We start from the raw sequence: 19,622 nt of genomic DNA on the forward strand, positions 1-19,622 counted from the left end.
GTCTCCATCAGCGCGCAGTCAGTACGAGGTCGACGTTGCCGGTGGTCGGGCAATTCGTCATGCTGACGAACTGAGCCGTACGGGACAGATTGGCACGCAGCGGAATGCAGTTGCTGCTCGGGACCGCCCGATAAGTGATGACGAATTGCGTCGCTGTGCCCACAACGGTGACTTCTCCGTTCCAGCTGTGATAGAGGGTGCCGGTGGTCGCGCCAATCATATTGCTAGGAATTGCGCCGGCGGCCTGCAATGCGGCGGTGGTCACATTTCCATAGCCGTTCATGTCCCGCAGAAGCTTGGCACCCTTTACCAGCTGCGCGATGTTCTGAGCTTCTTGGTTGTTCTCGGTATCCTTGTTGAGGACGTAGTAGGCCCCGAAGATCGCCGCAGCCACCACAACCGCCAAGAGCATCCAGGCCAAGAAATTATCAACGGAAGCTCCTGCCTGGCGGGCGAGCGGTGTACCCGCATGAGGCAGGGCGTGTTGGTCGGTCACCGTCACTTCGCGCTCCGGCGCGGGCTCGCATTCAGCCAAGTGGTGGTTGATGGAGGAAGGGTTAACGTAGGTCGTCATGTAATGCTCCAAGGATGAAACAGTTGATGCTCTGCGCTATTCGCGCGCGGTTAGAAAGCTCGATCGCCCATTGCGGCGGTTTGCAGTCCGAATAGGCCAAAAAAGATGAGAGCTGCAAGTGCGGTCACGCTGATCAGGCCCACGTAGAAAAAGACCTTCCCAGAGGCTTCAAGGCGCTCTGCAGCAGTCTCAGCGGAGTTGGTCGCAAATTCAGACAGGGCAAAAGCGAAGCCCTCGCGAGACGCGATCGTGGTGATGTATGCGATGGATTCTTCGTCGGGGAACTTGTGGCCAGCAAGCTCCAAGGCGACGCCCAGGTTCTTGCCCATGCTCAGTCCATACATGGTGTCCTGCAAGCGCTGTTGCAGCCACGGGTTGGCGTGCTTGTGAATATGCACCATGGTCTGCAGGAGATCAGCGCCGGCATTGAGCAGAATTGCGAGATTGGAGAAGAAGACCGCACCCTGCATCGTCTTGTATGTCGACCACGGCGGCAGGCACTCAAACGCTGGACGTAGACGCCCCGTCCAGTTTGGCAACGACCACCGGATTGCGTAGCCCACGCTGACAAGGCCTAGCAGAATGAAGATGCCGTAATGCCGGACAATCTCGCTCATCCAATAAACGACGGCAGTCTGTCCGGTCCATGTTGCTGGATCGGAGCCTCTGGCGTATATCGGAACAACCTTAAAGGACACAAATGTGAGTAGGACTATCGCCATCACGACGATCACAGACGGATAGGAAACAGCGCTGACGATGGCTGATCGAACTCGCGCTTGACGCTTGATGTGCTTGATCGCGTCGTCGCATCCCGTGGCAATGTCGCCGGCCTTCTGGGCAGAAGCCAGCATAGAGATCTCGGTCGGCGGAAGCCATCCTTCGAACGCCTCTGCAAATCGGTCCCCGCTCATGCCGCTGGACAGTCTTACCAGAACCTCGTGCGCAAAAACGGCGATTACCGCCTTGGGGCGTCGCCCGTTTCGGCTGTGCGCCTTTTGAATGTCGACCAACGCGTCGTAGACCGGCACCTTGGACCGCGCCATGGAATACAGGGTGCGGTAAATGAGCATTCGCCGGCGGGAGCTAAGCTTTGCCATGGCGAGACCTCCATTGGCTAAACAGCGATCCGCTCTTACGTCCATGCAAGCGACCTGGTCGTTGCGGTCGCGCAGTTTCGTTGAGCCAGTCGTCACTATCCAGTGGCCGCACCATCAGCTCACCGAGGTCGGGGTCCACTCGGCCCGCCTCAATCAGGCGAATTAAGTGGGCGCACTGGGTGATCCCGCCCATCTTTTGGACCCAGTACTTTTGGGCGGAGAAGGTTCCCTGTTTGCGATAGACCGACATCAGGGCTGGGTTAGGAGAGACGACCTCGGCGCAGACTGTGCGTCCGACTAGGCCGCGGCGGCAACTAGGGCAACCAGACCCTCGTACACGAACGCCTGAGACGTCGCAGAAGCGCCGTACACGGTCTCGGAGCCCCACCTCAAGCCGATCCTCTACGTCGCAAAATGGAGCGCTGCAGTGCTGGCACAGGATAGGCACCAGCGCTTGATTGATGATGCCGATGAACAGGGTCGGGTCGGTTAGCAGGTTTCTCGGGACGCCCGAGTCTTCCAGGCGGTCGAAAGAGCTCATTGCGTCTTTCACGTGGAGCGTGGCCAGTGTTGGGTGGCCTGTGAGCGCTGCGCGAATTGCCGAGCGTACGGACGCCTTGCCACGAATTTCACCAATCAGGATCGAGTCGGGGTCTGATCGAAGCATGTGATCGATCGCGTCGACCCAGGCGGCTTCAATCTCTTCTTCACCGGTGCTGGCCGGGATTATTGGCTCTTGGACAGCGACATAGACGACATCGTTGCCATCGCGCTTGGTAACCACGCGAATGGGCTGTTCGACGGGATCCTCGGCCGTGGCGATGATAAGCTCGCCCTCGGCATGTAGAAGAGCCTGCTTGAGATAGTGGTTGAGTGTGGTGGATTTTCCGGAGCCAGTCGTGCCGGTCACCAGCACAATCCCGGACGTCTTGCGCGAAAACTGGCGTATTTGCGTGCATTGTTCCGGCAGATACCCAAGTTCCTCCATCGACTTCGGGGTGTCACCCGTGTCGGGATAGAGACGGATGACGAGCTTCCTCCCGCGGGCTGCAGGGCCGGTCGCGACTCGGCATACGAATAAGCCGGACTGGCGAGCGTAGCGCTCCATCAGGCGGGCATTCTGCTTTCGTGATGGCTCGTAGTTGTCGGGCTTTTCACACATCGACGTGTAGAGCGTCGATACCAGGTCTTCGGCGACGGCTCGATCGAGCGTGAACCGAGCTTCCGGAATGCCGTTGATTCGGTATTTCACATAGGTTTTATCCACGTCCGGCAAGAAGTGGATGTCGCTTGCACCGAGGCGCGCCGCCTCGGAGATCATTCGATTTATTTGTTCTTGCTGCGCTGTCTTTGTGCTTCCGGGGCCTTCGGTGATCGATAGCGAAGCGCCATCCTTGGCGGTTTGCTGCAGTCGTTTGATTTCGGAGTGGCTAACCAGCCGCGGGGAAAACGTCACACGGTTAAGGCGCAGGCGCGACATATAGGACATTACGCGCATGTCATCGCTGTGCTCCTCGTCGACGTAGAGCACACCGTCATCGGCCAATACGACGCGGTCGATGACGTACTCGGGAGCCTGCCACGCGCCGCCCACCGCGCTCAAGTTCTGAACGCGACGGAGCGGCTCGGCCGCTGAGGGGAGCTCCAGGTCCTCGGTGCCAGGGGCATTTGGGGCGTGGATCGTGGTGTCCATGGTCGCTTACCTTCCGGGTTGGAATGGCATGGCAGTGCCAGGGAACGGAGAGTTAAGCCGAACCGGGCCGTCGGATACCGCTTGCGGAGCTTCTGCGGAAAAGCCCAAGCGGAGATCTTGACCGTTGCGGGTCAAAACGACGCGGTCGACAGAAACGGCCTTCACGCGGTATCCCCCGGGCACGTCTTCGCCGGGCCGCGCAGTCGCCTGGGCGCCGCCGGCATACACGAGAACGGCGTAAAGCTGGCTGCCAACGCCTTGGACAGAGCGGACAGCGGGAACACCAGTCGCGCTGCGGTCTTCGACCCGCGAGGTTTTTTCGTAGGCCAGCTTTGCTTCGTTCATGCCGGTGAGCGCTTCGTACGTAAGCCGGCGGAGTTGAATGTCGGCAAGTTCCGCAAGCGTGCTCGCTGGCGGCGGGCTGTGATCAGTTGTTCGCACGACTTGCGCGCTGGCGTGTGGGGCCGAAGCAAAAAGCAAAGTCACGGCCGCGCAAAGCGCGGCTACGGTCCTACTTTCCATAGATCTCACCTTTCATCGAGTAGGAGAGCTTTCTCTCCTTGATGGTCGTAGACTGTTCCAGCAGGCGCACGCCCAGTGTGTCGAACCCTTTGAAAATGGAGTCTGCGGGCCAGTCGGAAGTTATTTCGAAGGTTGCGGTCGCCCAGTCCGGTGGTTGTGTGGTCCCTTGGCTACCTAGTTCTCCCGGACTGGGCGGAGCCTTTGGCGAGACCGTGATCGGAATAATCTGCTTTTGGAGATGCGACACCAGGCTGTCGACTCTGAAGCCGATGTCCGCCATCTCGTCGTCTCCGCCGGCCGGTGCTTTGGATATGACTCGCACGGTCGCCTGGTTGGCGTCTGCTTGGATAGAAACGGTGGCGCCTGGCGGGAAAGCGGAGGCTGCGGCCGCTCGGAAATCCAGGACAGTCGCGCGTGGTAGTCGCACGTACGCTGCCTCGAAGCCACTGGGCGTGCAGTTGAGACCTTTGAGTTCCCACGCGCTGACATAAAGTGGAGCTGATCGCGCGGCGTGCTCGCAATGTGCAATCATGGCCGGCACGGACGGCGTGGTCGTCCATGGATGCACCAGAGCTGCCGGCAGAACATTTTGGCCGCTATCTAGTTTGACGCGCGCCAGCTCTGCCTGGCGCAGCTGTTCCAGGCGTTCTTGCCGTTCACGCTCATGCTCACTCCACACGTAAAAGGCGATGGCGGATGAAATTAGCGCCAGCACCCCAGCTGCAACAAGCACCCATTCCCGCCGGCTTAGGCCAAAGCGAAGGGGCTTCAGCTTATGTTCCCTTGCTGCAGCTTTCTCAAGAGCCGCCAATGTGACGGACGCATCCCCCCCAAATTCGAGCTCTGGGGGTGCGTAGACCGTAACTTCCTTGCCCTTGGATGAGAGAAGGGCGTAGAGGGCTCGCACCGCCTCTTGAGCTTGCTCCAGGGTTTGAAAAACAACGTCGGAATCCGGTACTACGCCGCCGTCCTTAAACGCGACAATCGCGAACCGGCCATCTCCTACGGCGAAGGCTGCAATAAGGGGGTCCAGAGTGGACTGCCCTTCTTTGCGTAGGAGCAGGTCGGCCACGATCGAAGCCAGGCTGAACATGCCTTTCTGAACGCCCGCTTGTTTGCGGACGAAGCCGGCCTGAATGATCGTGGGGAGTCGCCGGATAGCGACGATGTCCATCCCGTCCCGCTTTCCGATCTCCCGAGCCTCCTTCATCACCTTTTGAGGCTGCGATAGCGTCTGCCAGTAAAGCCCGGACACGAGCGACTTCGAGCCAGCAGAGATGACCGTCACGCTGCCAGCGTGTGCTTGGGTTTGAGCCATAGTAGCCACCTCAGCTAGACCTCGCGCCGTACTGGCCAGAGGTATCCGTCATTTCTTGAATCTCGGAATCGTCCTCTAGCACAATCGGGGTGATCAGAATGACGACCACTTCACGCCTGTTGTTGGTGGAGCCGCCGCCACCGGTAAGCCAATTCGACGCGCTGAACATGCCGCTGCGATTGCCCCGATCGACGTTCTGCTCGAAGCCGGAGAGAATCAGCGTCTGGCCAGATCTCAGTCGCACGCGCTGCGAAAAGATCCGGCTATCAACCTCCGGAACCTCGATTGAGTTATCGCCACTGGTGACGGTTCGCAAGCGCGGGTCTGTGGAGAGGTTCATCGTGAACTGCAGGAGCATTTGATCGCTGTCGATCATGAACGGCAGCAGGTCCATCGAGAAACCCGTCGTGACGGTGCCGGGCGTCAGGGCCGAAGTTGATCCGACCTGCGCGGTTGCGGTGTTAGACACGGCGGCTAGGTAGCTCGTCTGCTTGGCAACCTGGACGGGCACGGGTTGATAGTTGAGTGTGGTGACAGAGGGCTGTGTCACGATTGACACGCGGCCTTGGCTCGACAGCGCGCGGAGAATGGCCTTTGAACCGGCGAACTGGCCAGCGGTGCCGGTTGCGGTGTCCAAGATCCCTATCGATGCAGACCCAGCACTCGATGCAGCAGTAAATGCATTCGCGACTGTGATCCCATAATTACCATTCAACGATTTATAGACCGCTGTCAGGTCCAAGCCCTGGTCGTCGGTCTCCGTCCGCTGTACGACCGCGACGGTGATGTTGAATAGCGCCTGACGCGTGATATTGCGATTCTCCGTCTTGAGATATGCAGCGATCCGGCTGAGCACGTCAGGTGTGTCTGTGACGGCGACGGTCCCCGTGCTGACAGACAGACTGGACTGCCCTAATCCGGGCGTCAGCATGCTCTTTATCATGCGATCGACGTCTTCGGCCAAGTTCGACTCAATCGAGACCATAGTGGTCTGCGTCGAGCCCCCTGAGACCGTGCTTCCGCCCGACCCGGAGGGCGAAGTGGCGCCGGACGCGCCTTGGCCGCCAGCGCCCGATGACGAGAGCTGGGTGCCGGACTGGACGACCGACTGCATATTGGTTTTCGACTGGATCGCGTATATGCGGAAGACTTTGGTGTCTAAGTAGTGGATCTGCACGGCGCCGTCGCGAAAGCTCCAGCTCAGCCCGAGGCGCGCGGTGACCGCGTCAAGAAGGCCAGGCAGAGGCTTGCCGTCCCAACGAATCCCTGAAATCGTCGTGTCACGAGCAGACATGGAGAGGGGCGCGGAGGCGGATCCGCCGGCGCCCAGCGCGCCTACACCCCCTGGCGGCATGGGTCCGCTTGAGCCGCTTGGTGGTGTCATATCGGGCGTCCGCGATCCCACGCGGCTCCCGCCGCTCAGCGCCGCGATAGCGTCTGCCGTGATTCGGACGGGAACGCCGCATAGAGCCGTTACCGTCTGCCCGAATTCAAAGACGCTGATCGGCGCGGCTGGAACAAAGGTGATTGGACATTGAAGCGGTGCTGGATACGCCGCGGTCGATGGCCGTAGGATCGGGGTTTTGGACACCCAAGGACGATCGATTACCTCGACAGCGCGATCGCGAACTTTGCGCATACTGGCCGCGGAGGCGGCGTGTTCGCCATAGGAATCATCAACGCGCGCCTCTGTGTCTTTTATCCGCTGCAGGGCGCAGCCTGAGAGTGTCGTCGCTACAGCCACAGCCAGTACGATTGCCCTTTTCATTACTTCTTCTCCCAGACTTCCAATACCTTGTTGTCTCGATATGCGAGACCTCGAAACTTCCTTTTCGCGACGTCGTACGCGGACAAGAGATCGTTTGCCGCATCCCAGAACTCGCCACGAAACGTGGCCGGAGCTTCAATGGCGTAGTCGAAGTCAGGTTGCCATTTCACGGACTGCCAGCCAGCCGTCTGCGCCCATTCGTCGAGCGTTTGCTGAACGGTCTTTCCGACATCGGCATGCCACTCCTGGACGGGTGCTGGCCCGACCGCATTGCCGGTGATGGGAACGTCGGTGCTGGATACGTCGACGGTAGCCACGACCGGGCCACTGCCCTTGGTGTCTACAGGCACCGTCTCGGCAGGGTGGGAACGACCGGTCGCAACGGCCGGCGCAGACCCTCCGATTGCGACTCCCATGAATGCCGCGAGACTCGCCCCGTCAGGCACAGACGGGGTCAGAGGCTGTACGGCTGCCTGGACGGGCGGGGCCGTCACGACGATCGGCTTGTAGGACGGATCCGGGCCTGCCGCTGCATCAGCGGCCGTGCGGCGAAATGCCAACTGTTCCCTGGTGGCGGGCGTCGACGCGCTACCGGTCTGCCTAGAAGGCGTCGCCATGCCGGTATAGCTACCCTCCGGGGGTAGGCCAGCCCGCCAAGCAAGTGCCTCCCGTCGCCCCAGCCTGAAGGCGAGGCGGGCTTCCATATGAGGAATGACGATATAGGGGGACTGGGCTTCCCATGCCAGCAAGATACGACCGCCTGGAGCATCGGCAAATATGGCGGGAATTTCGGTGCCTGGCGCGAATTGCAGATAAACCCTTTGGCCGTTGTCGAAGACCTGAACAGGAGAAATGCCACTGTCTCCCGATTGCTTCCAGTTGAATTCATAGAATGCGGGCCTCGCAACGGCAAACTCAGGCTGCGCGGCGACGGAGATCGGCGCGAGCAGCGCGAGGCAGACGCCCGCGAATAGGGAGGAAAGGCGATGCTCCATTTAGTAGCTCCTGACGATGTTCGGGTCGAGCACGAGGTCTCGCGCGACGACGATGTTGATCTTGTCGGCCGGTTCGAGCGTGAGCGTTCGCTTGATCGATTGATTCCGCTGCAGGATTTGCCTGACCGTATCGCTGAGGGCCTGGCCAGCAGTGCCCGTCAGCGTCGACGTGGAGCTGCCGTTGTTTGATCCACTGCTGCCGACGTTGATTGTCACGTTCTGGCTGTTGTCATAGCGGCCGGCCAATGCCGCCACAGCAGCCACGCCAAATGCACTGCCAAACCGCTCCCAGAAGTGGTCGTCGACCTTCGCGGCAATGCCGGCAGCTCCTGTGCGATCAGATATGTCCCAACCGCCCAGGGCCACTCTGGCGCCGCTCGGAAAGTCCATTCTGTTGACCGACATAAGCATGCGGCTTTGGCCTTCGGCTATATCCGTGCTTACCTCCCCGGTAAGGGCTGTACCCTTTTCAATCAGAAGGTGCGTGCCATGAACGCTGTCGTAGATATCCGATGTCACCAATGCTCGGAAAGTGCCTGGGGCGTCAGTGTTTAACGACTGTTGAATCACTGCTGGAATGATCCAGCCTTCTCGGATGTAGTACGGGGATGGGGCAGCGGACGCGAAAAGGGGGGATTTGATGCCGGCAGAGTTACCGACCTGTCCTCCAGGGGCGGCCTGCGGCCCGACACCTTGCCCGACCGTGTTGGCCGACTGGCCTCCTGGAGGGACCGGAGGCACATTCGGGCGCGCGAATCCGCTGGTATCAATGCCGGCCGCGGCGGCGATCGCTGTGACGTCGCGAAGGGCGGATTCGGGTGTAGCCATTGCGCGCGGTGACGGGCCGGAAGCGCCCGCCACAGGTTCATCCTGCTCTTGGGATTCCCAGAAGCCAATTTCGATACCAGAGAGATCCTCTTGCTGTGCCAGTCTCGTATTGCCGCGGTGCTCTTCGATCCGTTTGGCATCGGCTTCTGTACGTGTGGGCTGAGATGGCGCCGCCGGCTCTGCCGGCTGACTCGGATCCTTCGCGGGCGCATGGACTGTCTCTTCCTCGTTGCGAGCCAGGCGGTCCCGAAGCTGGTCTGCAATCAGTCGTTGGACCGCAAACGGGTTACCAGCTTCCTTCGCTGCGCGATCTTGCTCTTGTTTTTTGGCGCGAGCTTCCGCGGCAGACTCGGGTGCCACGCCGGCGATTCGTCGAATCACGACAAAGCCGAGAACGACCGCAATGAACGTGATCAGCACGATCTTGACCAGTCCACGGGACACAGCTGTGCGACGCTGCGGAGACGCCCCGGCAGGAGAATTTGTGACGGCGCTCATTGGTACGACGCATTGTTGAGGTTTTTGACACCCGACACGCCGCAACCGAACAGGCCGCAGGCCTTACCTCGGCGGTTGAATACACGGACTTCGTCCTTACGCAGCTTGAGGAGCGCGCCGTCGGGAAACAGGCGCTGAACGACAAAGTAGTTGCGGCGTACCGTAAAGTTGACGAGCTCAGCAGTTCCATCGGCACCCAGCGCGAAGATGGCGGGAATCTCCTGTACATCGTAAGGAAGCTGGATCCAGGTGAACTTGCCGTCATCGAACACCATGGCCGGCTTGAAAGGTGCATCCCCGTCAATGCGATAGTCAAAGTTCGCCTTGGAGATGTCGACAATATCGGCCGGCCGTGCGTCGTGGTCTGACCGGCCACTAGGAGCGGGGCGGCGGGCGGCAGGCCCGGGAGCCTCCCACTCTGAGGGGGCCATCGGCCCATTCTGCTTGCTCGGCATGGCGCCATTGCCGCCGAACGTGTCCAGGCCGGCCGAGGCCAGATCTTGGTCGGCGTCTCCGGTCCAATTCACGCGCTTGTAATACGAACCTTTCGAGGCAGAGACGAACGTGACCTGGTAGGTGCGCAGGTTCGTGATAATCGTGGCGGTATTGAGCAGGTTGTCGCCTTTCGACATCACAAACAAGTCGCGCTTCGTGCGCGCCGGCTTGAATGTCCAGCGGCTCGCGCTAGTGTCCGACGCGTAATAGCCCTTGAGGGTCTCCCCTGGCGCGAACTCCAGGTGGACCATCGTGAATGGGCGCATCAGCACGGGATAGTCGTAGTCGCGGTCAAAATTGAACGTGACCAGTCTCGCGTCTAGGGGCATAGGGACGGCCGCGTTGGGACCAGCGTTGGCCCGCTTTTGAGCAAGTGCCACCTCTGCTCTGACGTCGCTCTCTTGTGCTGCGAGGGTGCCCGAGCACAGCAGGCAGACGACAGCGGTAAGAATGCAAGTGACTCTGCGCATTACTGTGCTCCCAGAGGCCGGACGCTGCTGGGGCCGAAGTAATCGGTGAGCGTCCACCACTCGACCTTGACGCCCAGTGGATTGGATCGTTGCTCTTCGATGCCCTGTTTGTCTGTGGATAGCAAAAACCGGACGGTCAAGAGCTTGGTCTTGGGGTCGCCAAACTCCTTCCCGTTGACGCGCTCCTGAAGCGTCAGGAGCATGTAGGCTTGTTTTCCGTCTACGCTGTACGTAGTGGAATTCTCGGTGACCTCGCGTGTAAGGCCCTGCTGGTCTGCGATGCGAGCCCCAATGGGATCTACCTTGGCGAAGTAGTTCGTGACCTGGTCTGTGGCTGCGCCGATGGTCCAGCTGGTCGCCTTGGGAATGTCTACGTCGATTGAGTCGGACGGATTGGGCTTAATCGTCAGCAGCCAGGTCGCCCATTGGCGCAAAAAGAACGTCTTGTTAGCCGTTTCCGGGGTAAAGCGCTCTGCCACGCGATCAGAGATCCAGACGGCACCTGACCGCGCATCCCACTCGACAAAGTAGGGCGTCTGCTGCTTAAGCGGAACCAGTTGGAATAACGCAATTCCCTCAATGGTCGCGACGAGGAAAAATCCAAACGCGACGATTGCTGATCGATCGGCTTGTTGTAGGGGACGCTGAAAAACCGCGTAGTACAGTCGATGGGCGCGCTCGGTCAAGGGCAGCACATGTGCATCGAATTCTGGTGTGGCGGGTGCTTGACCAGCGGGGCCTGTAGTGTCCGCAGGGCGAAGATCGGGACGGCGGCGGCTCATGAAGCGGCTCATGAATTTGAGGGGCATGATTAGGCTCTGCGATGTTGGATGAGCGATGGCGCCGTGCGGTGAGCAAGGCCAATGCACTTATCTCTTGAAGAAAGTCCGTAGGAAGGGATAAACTGGGCCTGAAAGTTCGATCCGTGGCCTCGATTTATCTTGGCCAAACCAGCGGGCAGGGCGCCCATGCGGAGGCCCTCCATACCAGAATGATCCGAATTGCCGTTTGGTAGACTCGGATCCGTCGAACAAGAAACGTATGGGGTACTTTCCATGTCCAGAGCAAAACTCGTATTGCTGCTCGCAGTCGTCGCGATCGCCGGCGGCGCGACGGTATTTGCGCTACAGAAGCCGCAAGAGCGCGCTGCAACTATGTCGATTGAGCAATCCAGCGTGGCGAAGCGCGAGTCCTTCAAGCAGATGACACCGCTTTGCCTGGCGGGCATGGACTGCCCTGCAAACGCAGCTGCTGGAGAGAAAAAATGAGCGGACTTGTTGGCTTCGTTGTTCTCGGGCTCTTGGCGCGCGCCTTCCTGAAGGGGTTCGCCTCGGCCGGCCGCGAGGAAGGCGGCGGCGAGACTTACGCGACCCGCTTCGACAAAGAATGGGAAGAAGACTGGGACCGCGAAGCGCGGGAAGGCTGATCGCATTACCGCTTGCCTCCGCTACGCAGGATTTTCGCGGCCACACCTCGGCCTAGCATTCCGCGCCCGAAGCTCTGTGCGTTCGAGCTGCCGCCCGACACGAGCCCTTGAGCAAGACCTGGAACTTGCCACATCATGAAGGCTGCGATAAAGCCAAGAAGCGCGATAGCGATCATCGCGATCTCATTCGAAGCGAAATAGAGATCAGCTTCTTTTCGACTGTCGATCTTGTCGTAGAAACCGACCAAAGTCGGGACGATCCCTTTCGTTACCAGAACAGCGACGAACCACGCGACTAACTGCTGCAGCGACGCGGCGATCATGAAACGCAGCCAGCCATCGAACAAAAATGAGACGGCCGGAATGATGGAGAGGCCCACGAGCAATGGACCAAGGGCCAGGCCGAGCTGCAACATGACATACGACATTTGCAAGACGACGATGAATGCGATCGACATCAGCACCATCGCGATGATGGCAAGTACTTGGCACAGGAAGATCACCAAGATAATCGGCAGGTTCTTCAGGATCTCGAAGAAGCCAATCTGATCCTTGCTGACACATTCTGAAGGACGGGAGTCGACGATCCAGTCCAGAGGGTTCAGCGACCATCCACCGTGGATCTTGCAATAGAGCGACTTTTCAGATTCCTTCCGCTTGCCGTCGGCAATTAGCGAAATGGTATCCATCGTCAGCTTCAGTATTTCGACGGGATTCGCCGAGCCCTTTGTAATCTTGGTCGCGGCCTCTTGAGTGGCCGTAACGAACATATCGCGCGGTACCCCGTTCATGCTCTGGACGATTACCATGACAACCCCCATCCTCAAGATCAGGTTGAACAGGCTCACCAGAAACTTGACGGTGTCGCTGGCTAAAAAATAGTCGCGTAACAGGAACCACACGGCTGTGCCGGACGCTCCAACGGACAGGATGATCAGGCCTTCTTCTTTGAAGATATCGGCCATGGCAAAGCCTGCCGTGTTGACCGCCGAGAACGCTTGATTGAATAGGCTTGCGACGTCCACATCAGCCTCCGAATTGCCAGCCGAGCGCTCGCACGACGGCGTCGAGCGCGTAAAGCGCCGTCAACGCAATCACGACGGCAATAAAGCCGGCGAGCGCATTGGGTGATGTGCAGTCGATCTGCACGATGGCGAGGGCCACCGAAAGGCGCAGGGATTTCGCTGCGGCACGTAGCGGCTTGTGCTCAAGTCGCCCGCGCGCGGCAATTTCAACGCGATACCTACGCCGCTCCCTGCACACGATTCTGAGCTCGTGACGACTACGGCAAAGGACCAAGAGCACCCGCCGGAGAGGCTTTCCAGTCATGTCTATAGACCGAATTCGAGTGCCGGCATCTTTCCGATGGCGGAGCGCTTGCTGGCAGCTTCCTTCGCGACCGCGTCGTAACGCAGTTGGGCACCTTCCACGGATAGCTTGTTGAGGTCTTCTTTCGTCGCTCGGTCTTGTAGATCGAGGACGACCTGACGCTGCATAAGGCTGCGCATTTCAAGAAGCTCCCCGGCCAAGACACTCGACTGCTGGTTCAGCAGCTGCAGGCCTTGGACGTTTCCCTCAATGCCCGGTATCTGTCGGGACAACTGCCGGAGATTCGCGGCGCGAGACGCGAAGGCCTCCATCGTTGCAAAGTCCTGGTCAAGCTGTTTGCGGTAGACCCCGCCTTTAGTTTGTGCGAGGTGAACATAGGCCGTCCCCCAGCGCTCAGGCGTCATGTCTAGCGACTTCATCTCAGCGCTGGCGCTGTCGTACATGCGCTGAAGCTGCGACCCCGCCTGGTACAGGTCGGAGACACTCGAAACGAGATCGCGCATGGACAGGCCTTGGCCCCCATAAGCCTGATCCGCCAGGTTCAGCACGTTGCCGCCCAGGCGCTGTAGGTTCGTGATGTTCTGTTGCACCATCATCGTCTGTTGAGTCAGCTGCTGGGTTTGGTTCATAACGCTCAGCAGTTGTTGCGCGAAGTTGGCGCCGTCAAAGGTCGGAATCCCCGATGCCCTCGGCGCCGCGGTGATGCAACTTAGGGCGACCGCCGTGGCAGCGCGGATGAACGTCCTTCGGGTTGGTGATTGCATGCTCGGCTCCTCAATAATGAACACGGTTGTAGATTGCACCGTCGATGATTACGTCGATCGCGCGTGGCCCCTTGTATGGCAACCACACGACGCTGCTGTACACGTTTACGGTCGTCGGTACGCCGCCGCCTGCGTCGCCACCGAGACCGCAGTTATCGCAGACGTCCAACTGACCCACATACCCGCTCACGCACGCACGTGCACCGGCCGAGCCACCGTCGTCGCTGCTCGACTCCGAAGGGGCGTAGCTTCCCTGAAGGAGGTACTTAGGCCGCAAGGGCCTTGTCTCGCCAGTCGCCGCACCTTGAGCGACGAATTGGCTGCGGCGAGCCGGCGTATAGCCTGTTGGGCAAAGGTCATAGGGCTCCCGCGATTTTTTGGCGTAATTGTTGTTTCCCGCGATGGCGCATGTCGGAAACGGGCCCGGGGGAACCGCGTTCAAGACGCGCCATAGGCGATTGAGATAGCCATTGCATTGGCTGGGAGGCTTCATCCCTGCAAGGCACAGCAACACACCGCATCCCCATTCAGATCCGCCAGGCTCGTACTCCGATGTGTCTGGAAGCTGGGGCAGGGCCCCTGCCGCGTGCGTGGCCAATGAGGCCAGCAGCAACGTAGCTGCGACTCCGACAACGAACTTACGGATTTGGGACACGTGACACCTCCTGGAAATATGCCTCACGCCAGTCCGGACGGCCGGACGCTCGGTGATGGTCAAACAGGGCCTGCGCATCAAGCTCGCTTCTGAGCACAGCCAAAGATCGCGGGTCCAGGCGGAGAGCTACCTTGCGCATGAACCCATCCTTCTGCGTGAGGAAGTAGTCTTGTTTCGGCGTACCTTCCGCCAATTGGTCTATTTGCTGCGGATTCAGGCCGAGTTCGGTGAAGGCCTTGCGCAGCGAAGGTGACGTCTTGGCTGCCGGGTACGGCAGAACGATTCGGTTCGGGACGTTGTCGCGGATCGAGGCGTAGATTGGGGAGTTGATGTAGCGCTCAGGCGATTGAGCGTCCATCCATACGCAGCCGAGGAGCTTACGTAACGTGTCGATCCATTCCGCCAGTTTTCGTGCAAATATCGGCTCCTCCAGGTACCCCCACACCTCGGGCAACCCGATGAAGGTGGGCGCAACAAGGCCTGAGTTTCTGCGACTCTCGATCCTGTCCTGAATGCGATAGAAGCAATACAGAAGATAGGGAACGAGGACGTCTGGCTGAGCCAGGAGCTTTCCCATTTCAATGCCCAACGCAGCGGCTGCCCGGCCAGTGGCGATCTCGTCAAAGATATCGAGTTCGTTATCGAACCAGCGTGCGTTTAAGCTATCTCCAACCCATTCCGAAAGTGCATTGCGGAATGAACCGACGGGGAGTTGGACGTAGACCGCGTGGAGCTTCCAGTCTTTGCGCCGCAGCTTTATGGTTCCAAGGAGGGCCTTTTCCAGCTCTTCGCGATCGGCGCTGGTTGCCGAGTAGCCGCGTCGTTCGGACAGCGTGCAGATCCAGTCTTTAACGAACTTAAGGTGTCGTACTTCGCCGATCAACGACAGTGGATTGACCGTCAGCCGGTCTGCGCTGGTGTCCTCAGGATCGCAGTAGACGCCGCCCTGCATCATGATTGGAATGCGGCTCGAAAATGTGCGGTCGAAGATGAATACGTCCGATCCGGTGTACTTGCGGAACAAAGTCCAGCCTAAGTTCACAATCGTTGTCTTGCCTAGGCCGGTCTCGCCGCAGACGAGCGTGTGCCCGATGTCATGGTAGAAGCCAGTCCAGAAATACGGGGTGCCGTAATCTGTGGGAAGCCCTGCAAGAGCCGGGGATGGGCGCTTCATCGTGGTGCTCAAGTGCCGATTCTCTTTCGACCCTTGCGACACGGTGCGCAGCGGTACTGCACGCGCCACAACTTCAGATCGAAGCGGTGCCCAGCGCGCGATGTCTCGCCAGGCGCCGGGGATGGACGCAGACCATGTGGATAGGGTGCCAAGCGTCTCGACGAGGGGCAAGAACTTCGCACTTATCAATGCGTCTCCGACTTTTCCTGCTGTAGCTCTGGCCTGTTTCATGGCCTCGTCCCAATCCTCGACGCGCTCGCCCTGGAACGGCGCGGAAAACGAGGTCACGCTGAGGGTGTACTGGCCGTAAGCGATCTTTCCCCGGTTCACGTCTTTCTTCAGGTCTTCCGTTTCGTCGGCTGCTTCAACGCGACCTCTGTCCTCGCGCGGCGAGTAATTTGGATCGCCGGAGTTCGCTGCTACAGAAGCCAAAGCCCGCAAGTCCAAAGCGCTGGTGCGGTGGTATGACCCCATCTTCTCGATCATTCGAGTGCTGGCGCTGGCATCTTGGATTCGATAGACGTGGCTGATCGTCACTTCGCCGGGCACCTTAAGAAGGTCGTCCAGCGCATGAGGACGGAGGCGCGAAGGATAAAACTGGTGTGCGGCTGGCACGCCCGTGACCACACCAATGCGCTTGTAGCTCTCGGCTTTGAACAGGACGTAGTCCTCAGCCGGTATAACTTCCCCATTAGCCATCGATTCATCGAGGAAATCGACCATGGCCACCTCCGCACGACGTGGCGCCGCTGGAGCTGCGCACGACGCCAAGAAGGCGCCCAATGTGTCGCCGATGAGCCTTGTGAGCGTCAGCCCCGGCAGGCTGGCTCGCATCCGGGATAGGTGGTTTTCAAACTCCTTGACTGCAGCACTGAGCTCGACCGACGTATAGGCGAAGTCGGCTTGGTCGGACCATATGCCACGAAGCGCGTGAACGATCGCTTGGACAGGGCCAGCCTTTTCATGGGCCATCGCGTGGAAGAACCTGCCCGCGATGCGATCCAAGCCGGCGGAAGCGCTTAACGCGATGGCGACATAGTGCCGGTTTATGAAGTTGGATTTAGTCTTGAACGCGTTGCTGCGCTCGTCTTCGACGATCTGAGAGTACGGATCCGGCATGACCGCGGCGGTGTGCGGGTCACACTTTCGACGATGCGTGATGAACCAGAATGTCAACGGGTAGCGGCTGGCGACCTGAAATGCGTGTTCAGCTTGCTGCATGAGACCAAGCAGTTGCGCAGATGATTGACTATCGGTGTCTGGACCCGTGTACTCGAAGCAGGCCATCAACGAGGAATCCTTGTTGACGACGATTTGGTCGTTGTATCGGAACATCCACGGCAACAGTTCAGCCGTGGGCGCAAGGCCGCTTGCCCGGGCTGCTTCCAGTTCGCCCAACGTGCCGGCGTCGAGGCGGTAGCCCTCTTTCTCTGTCAATAGCATGGGAAATCTCTGCCGAAGCCGAAGGGGCGCTTGTTCCGCTTTTGGGTCCCAATAGCGCGAGGTGCGTAGTGGTCGTGCTGAGTCTTGTACGCCTGGTACACATCGATCTTGTCGGGATCCTTGCTCATCACGTACCGCAGGCCGAAATAAATAGGTATGCCTATGAGTGCCAACCAGAAGCTACGGCTTATGACTGCAAAGAGCGGCACGAGCAATAGGAACGCGCCAGCAGCTCGACGGTCGAGGCCGATGATGCGGCGCTTCTCGATGAGGGCTTTGTCGATCTCGACTTCGAGCTCGTCGACCAGGTCGCGTTCGTCCATCGCCTTAGGCCCCGATGGTGCACATCAGGTTTCGCCCGGATATCAGTGCCACGACGGTCGCAATACCGAATATCGAAGCTATGCCTCCGGCAAGGCGCAGAGCGAAGACCTTAACTTTCGACTGACCATCGTCGAGCAACCACAGCAGAATTGCGCCTACGCAGGCGACTAGGACCACAACAGAAATCAGCTCGTTGTTGACCACGGCCTGGAAGCCGCTGCACAGTCGCCCGCCAAAAATGCTCTGCGCAGATGCAGGTGCTGGCATGAGCAAGGAAACTACTGCATAGCTCATTAGCAGTAGTCGATCTGCAGGCTTGGCGAGGGAGCGACCACGGGCCCATACTTGGAGCTGGTTCAGGCGGGGACTATTCATAGTGTTGGTCCTGGAGTTGGATTTTCGAAAACAACAGTCGGGTTTGGTACGAGCCGTTCGCGTCCACTCCCAAGATCTCTCTGATCTCGCGCGGGCCCCTGGATGGCCCGACGCGCTGGGCGTGGACGACGAATCTGAATGTCGATGCGATCTGGCGGCGGAGGTCGTGCAAGGGCCAGTTCTGGGTCTCAGGGGCCATCCGCAACATTGATTCCAGCCGCGGCAGTGCCATCGCGCTGGAGTCAGCATGTAGAGATACCTGGCTTCCCGGATGCCCGGTATTCAATGCATCCAATAGGTCGAAGGCTTCGGCACCGCGTACTTCGCCGAGAACAATGCGGTCAGGCCGACAACGAAGGCTGAGCCTCACGAGGTCGCGGACGCTGATTCCCAGCGCTTGGTTTGCCTCAAGCGCGACATGGTTGGGAACGTTCAAGCGTAGTTCGGCCGTATCCTCGACCGTAATGACCCGATCCGAGCTAGGAACGAGGTCCAGCAATGCGTTGAGTAGTGTCGTCTTGCCTGCTGACGTGGACCCGCTTAGAACAATGTTGTGACGCCGCTCCACAACCCACTGAAAGAAGTCCCGGATTGTTGAGCCACCACGTCGCATTGCGGCTTTTAGCGAATCGAGCTCACGCTGCTCGCTGGCGGCTTCCGAAGGATCCACCGCGACGACGTCGAAAGCGCCGTTTTCGACGTAGCTGTCCAGCGAAATCCGCCGGGCAGCAAAGCGGCGGACGCAGAGCATGGATCCGCGAAGTGCTGTGGGTTTACGCGCCGCCGCGATTCGGAGACCTGGCAGGCGCGCATCGAGCAGCGGGGCGTTGGGTTTTCCGTTCTTGCTGGCAATCAACGTGATCGCTCGATCGACCTGTTCTTCGCTCAACGTGGCGTCGACCCGGCGCATGACGCCCCGCTCCTCCACCCATATGTCGTCAGCAGCGTTGACCATCACTTCATTGATATCTTCGGAAGCGAGGTAGGGTTCAATCGCGCTCAAATGCTGGCGGAGGATGTCTTCGGCATAGGAGGTGGAAATATCCATCAACGGCGCCCCTCGGAATCTTGTGCCTGGGACTGCGGCTGATGTTGGGCCGACGTGGCGGCGAGCGTCGGGCCAGCCGCGGCAGCCTGCTGTGTTGCTGGCATCCGGCCTACTTGCAGGCCCCGTTCGCCTCGGGGCACAAAAGGAACGTGGACAGGGATCAAGGTTCCCGCGCGAATCGCACTGAGCTTTGCCTGGATCTTGTTCGCATACGCCACACGCTTGTTGGGGCTTGCGGCGTTGTAGGCGCCTACGGCATCCCAGGTGACGCCTAGACGTTCAAAATTCTCGGCAAGGATCCACGCGCCTACGTACGCGGATACGCATGGGTTGAAGAGGTCCTGTTTGGACACGCCAAACCGCTGCAACCGTTCGAGGTGCATGCTGTTTATCTGAGTCAGGCCGTAGTCGCATGAAGCGTTTGCATTGGCGCAATTGACAGCGTCTGCTTTACCCGAAGATTCCTGCATAACAATGGCTTGCAAGAGCTGGACGTCTATTCGGTGATAGGCGGCTGCTGCTGCGATGCAATCAGCGTGCGCCGGCGAGGGAAGGAAGGCCCACATCGCTATGGCTGCGGCGAATCGATACCTGGTTGGGAACTGCACGGCGCACCTTGAAGGAAAAAGCCCCGCCAGGCACCGAGCCCGGCGGGTAAGCCAGCGGATCGGCAACGAGGGAAGCCGACGTGAGCACTTTCGCCGCGCGTCGGATATTTGGCACCTAGTGGATTAAAAAGCGTCGAAACGTTACTTTGCGACTGCGCTTGTCAGCCACTAAACGGTGTGATACCGGCTGGTGTCTATAGAGCGGCGTGAGGCGT

20 protein-coding genes are annotated in these 19,622 nt (G+C 59.5%); 2 read left to right on the top strand and 18 right to left on the bottom strand.

Annotation, left to right across the window (positions count from 1 at the left end; genetic code table 11):
- Positions 1 to 7: 7 nt before the first annotated feature.
- The 10 genes from CEY09_RS12110 to CEY09_RS12155 form a co-directional block, all read right to left on the bottom strand.
- Positions 8 to 574 carry a type 4 pilus major pilin gene (locus tag CEY09_RS12110; RefSeq protein WP_234818271.1) on the bottom strand — a complete coding sequence of 189 codons (567 nt, stop codon included), beginning with the start codon at positions 572 to 574 and terminating at the stop codon, positions 8 to 10.
- Positions 575 to 624: 50 nt separating this feature from the next.
- On the bottom strand, positions 625 to 1,674 hold the full coding sequence (locus CEY09_RS12115; RefSeq protein WP_158218662.1) for a type II secretion system F family protein: 1,050 nt from the start codon (positions 1,672 to 1,674) through the stop codon (positions 625 to 627).
- Positions 1,661 to 3,367 (bottom strand): GspE/PulE family protein, encoded by a 1,707-nt coding sequence (locus CEY09_RS12120; protein WP_088588773.1) that lies wholly within the window; start codon positions 3,365 to 3,367, stop codon positions 1,661 to 1,663. The genes CEY09_RS12115 and CEY09_RS12120 overlap by 14 nt, the downstream gene beginning before the upstream one ends.
- Before the next feature lie 6 nt (positions 3,368 to 3,373).
- Positions 3,374 to 3,889 carry a type IV pilus biogenesis protein PilP gene (pilP, locus tag CEY09_RS12125; RefSeq protein WP_088588774.1) on the bottom strand — a complete coding sequence of 172 codons (516 nt, stop codon included), beginning with the start codon at positions 3,887 to 3,889 and terminating at the stop codon, positions 3,374 to 3,376.
- Positions 3,879 to 5,207, bottom strand: a complete 1,329-nt coding sequence (gene pilO2 / locus CEY09_RS12130) for a type 4b pilus protein PilO2 (protein WP_088588902.1) — start codon at positions 5,205 to 5,207, stop codon at positions 3,879 to 3,881. Before pilO2 ends, pilP begins: the two co-directional genes overlap by 11 nt.
- Positions 5,208 to 5,217: 10 nt before the next feature.
- Positions 5,218 to 6,975 carry a PilN family type IVB pilus formation outer membrane protein gene (gene pilN / locus CEY09_RS12135; RefSeq protein ID WP_088588775.1) on the bottom strand — a complete coding sequence of 586 codons (1,758 nt, stop codon included), beginning with the start codon at positions 6,973 to 6,975 and terminating at the stop codon, positions 5,218 to 5,220.
- Positions 6,975 to 7,970, bottom strand: a complete 996-nt coding sequence (locus CEY09_RS12140) for a TcpQ domain-containing protein (RefSeq protein ID WP_088588776.1) — start codon at positions 7,968 to 7,970, stop codon at positions 6,975 to 6,977. The genes pilN and CEY09_RS12140 overlap by 1 nt, the downstream gene beginning before the upstream one ends.
- Entirely contained in the window at positions 7,971 to 9,218 is a 1,248-nt protein-coding gene (locus tag CEY09_RS12145) for a TraB/TrbI/VirB10 family type IV secretion system protein (RefSeq protein WP_158218663.1), read from the bottom strand.
- 74 nt (positions 9,219 to 9,292) lie between these two features.
- A complete protein-coding gene (locus tag CEY09_RS12150) occupies positions 9,293 to 10,261 on the bottom strand; it encodes a TrbG/VirB9 family P-type conjugative transfer protein (RefSeq protein ID WP_088588778.1) in 969 nt (322 codons plus the stop codon).
- Positions 10,261 to 11,070, bottom strand: a complete 810-nt coding sequence (locus tag CEY09_RS12155) for a VirB8/TrbF family protein (protein ID WP_088588779.1) — start codon at positions 11,068 to 11,070, stop codon at positions 10,261 to 10,263. Before CEY09_RS12155 ends, CEY09_RS12150 begins: the two co-directional genes overlap by 1 nt.
- Before the next feature lie 246 nt (positions 11,071 to 11,316).
- Between CEY09_RS12155 and CEY09_RS12160 the strand changes: the two genes are divergently transcribed.
- Both CEY09_RS12160 and CEY09_RS32150 read left to right on the top strand, forming a co-directional pair.
- Complete coding sequence (locus CEY09_RS12160) at positions 11,317 to 11,529, top strand: hypothetical protein (RefSeq protein WP_088588780.1); 213 nt, start codon at positions 11,317 to 11,319, stop codon at positions 11,527 to 11,529.
- The gene (locus CEY09_RS32150) at positions 11,526 to 11,687 is read left to right on the top strand and encodes a hypothetical protein (protein ID WP_157814457.1); all 162 of its coding nucleotides are present in this window, start codon (positions 11,526 to 11,528) and stop codon (positions 11,685 to 11,687) included. The genes CEY09_RS12160 and CEY09_RS32150 overlap by 4 nt, the downstream gene beginning before the upstream one ends.
- Positions 11,688 to 11,692: 5 nt before the next feature.
- On the opposite strand, the gene CEY09_RS12165 is transcribed toward CEY09_RS32150, so the two are convergent.
- The 8 genes from CEY09_RS12165 to CEY09_RS12200 form a co-directional block, all read right to left on the bottom strand.
- On the bottom strand, positions 11,693 to 12,712 hold the full coding sequence (locus CEY09_RS12165; RefSeq protein WP_088588781.1) for a type IV secretion system protein: 1,020 nt from the start codon (positions 12,710 to 12,712) through the stop codon (positions 11,693 to 11,695).
- 1 nt (position 12,713) lies between these two features.
- The gene (locus CEY09_RS32155; protein WP_158218664.1) at positions 12,714 to 12,851 is read right to left on the bottom strand and encodes a hypothetical protein; all 138 of its coding nucleotides are present in this window, start codon (positions 12,849 to 12,851) and stop codon (positions 12,714 to 12,716) included.
- 167 nt (positions 12,852 to 13,018) lie between these two features.
- Complete coding sequence (locus CEY09_RS12175) at positions 13,019 to 13,780, bottom strand: TrbJ/VirB5 family protein (protein ID WP_088588783.1); 762 nt, start codon at positions 13,778 to 13,780, stop codon at positions 13,019 to 13,021.
- A 638-nt stretch (positions 13,781 to 14,418) separates the two neighbouring features.
- Positions 14,419 to 17,052 carry a VirB4 family type IV secretion system protein gene (locus CEY09_RS12180; protein WP_088588784.1) on the bottom strand — a complete coding sequence of 878 codons (2,634 nt, stop codon included), beginning with the start codon at positions 17,050 to 17,052 and terminating at the stop codon, positions 14,419 to 14,421.
- A complete protein-coding gene (locus CEY09_RS12185; RefSeq protein WP_088588785.1) occupies positions 17,043 to 17,375 on the bottom strand; it encodes a VirB3 family type IV secretion system protein in 333 nt (110 codons plus the stop codon). Before CEY09_RS12185 ends, CEY09_RS12180 begins: the two co-directional genes overlap by 10 nt.
- Positions 17,376 to 17,379: 4 nt before the next feature.
- Positions 17,380 to 17,670, bottom strand: coding sequence for a hypothetical protein (locus CEY09_RS12190; RefSeq protein ID WP_223264756.1), 291 nt, complete (start codon positions 17,668 to 17,670; stop codon positions 17,380 to 17,382).
- Between the two features lie 73 nt (positions 17,671 to 17,743).
- Entirely contained in the window at positions 17,744 to 18,799 is a 1,056-nt protein-coding gene (locus CEY09_RS12195) for a TadA family conjugal transfer-associated ATPase (RefSeq protein WP_088588787.1), read from the bottom strand.
- On the bottom strand, positions 18,799 to 19,365 hold the full coding sequence (locus CEY09_RS12200; RefSeq protein WP_167390064.1) for a lytic transglycosylase domain-containing protein: 567 nt from the start codon (positions 19,363 to 19,365) through the stop codon (positions 18,799 to 18,801). Before CEY09_RS12200 ends, CEY09_RS12195 begins: the two co-directional genes overlap by 1 nt.
- Positions 19,366 to 19,622 lie beyond the last annotated feature (257 nt).

The organism is Achromobacter marplatensis, assembly GCF_002209535.1.
Lineage (GTDB): Bacteria > Pseudomonadota > Gammaproteobacteria > Burkholderiales > Burkholderiaceae_B > Achromobacter > Achromobacter marplatensis.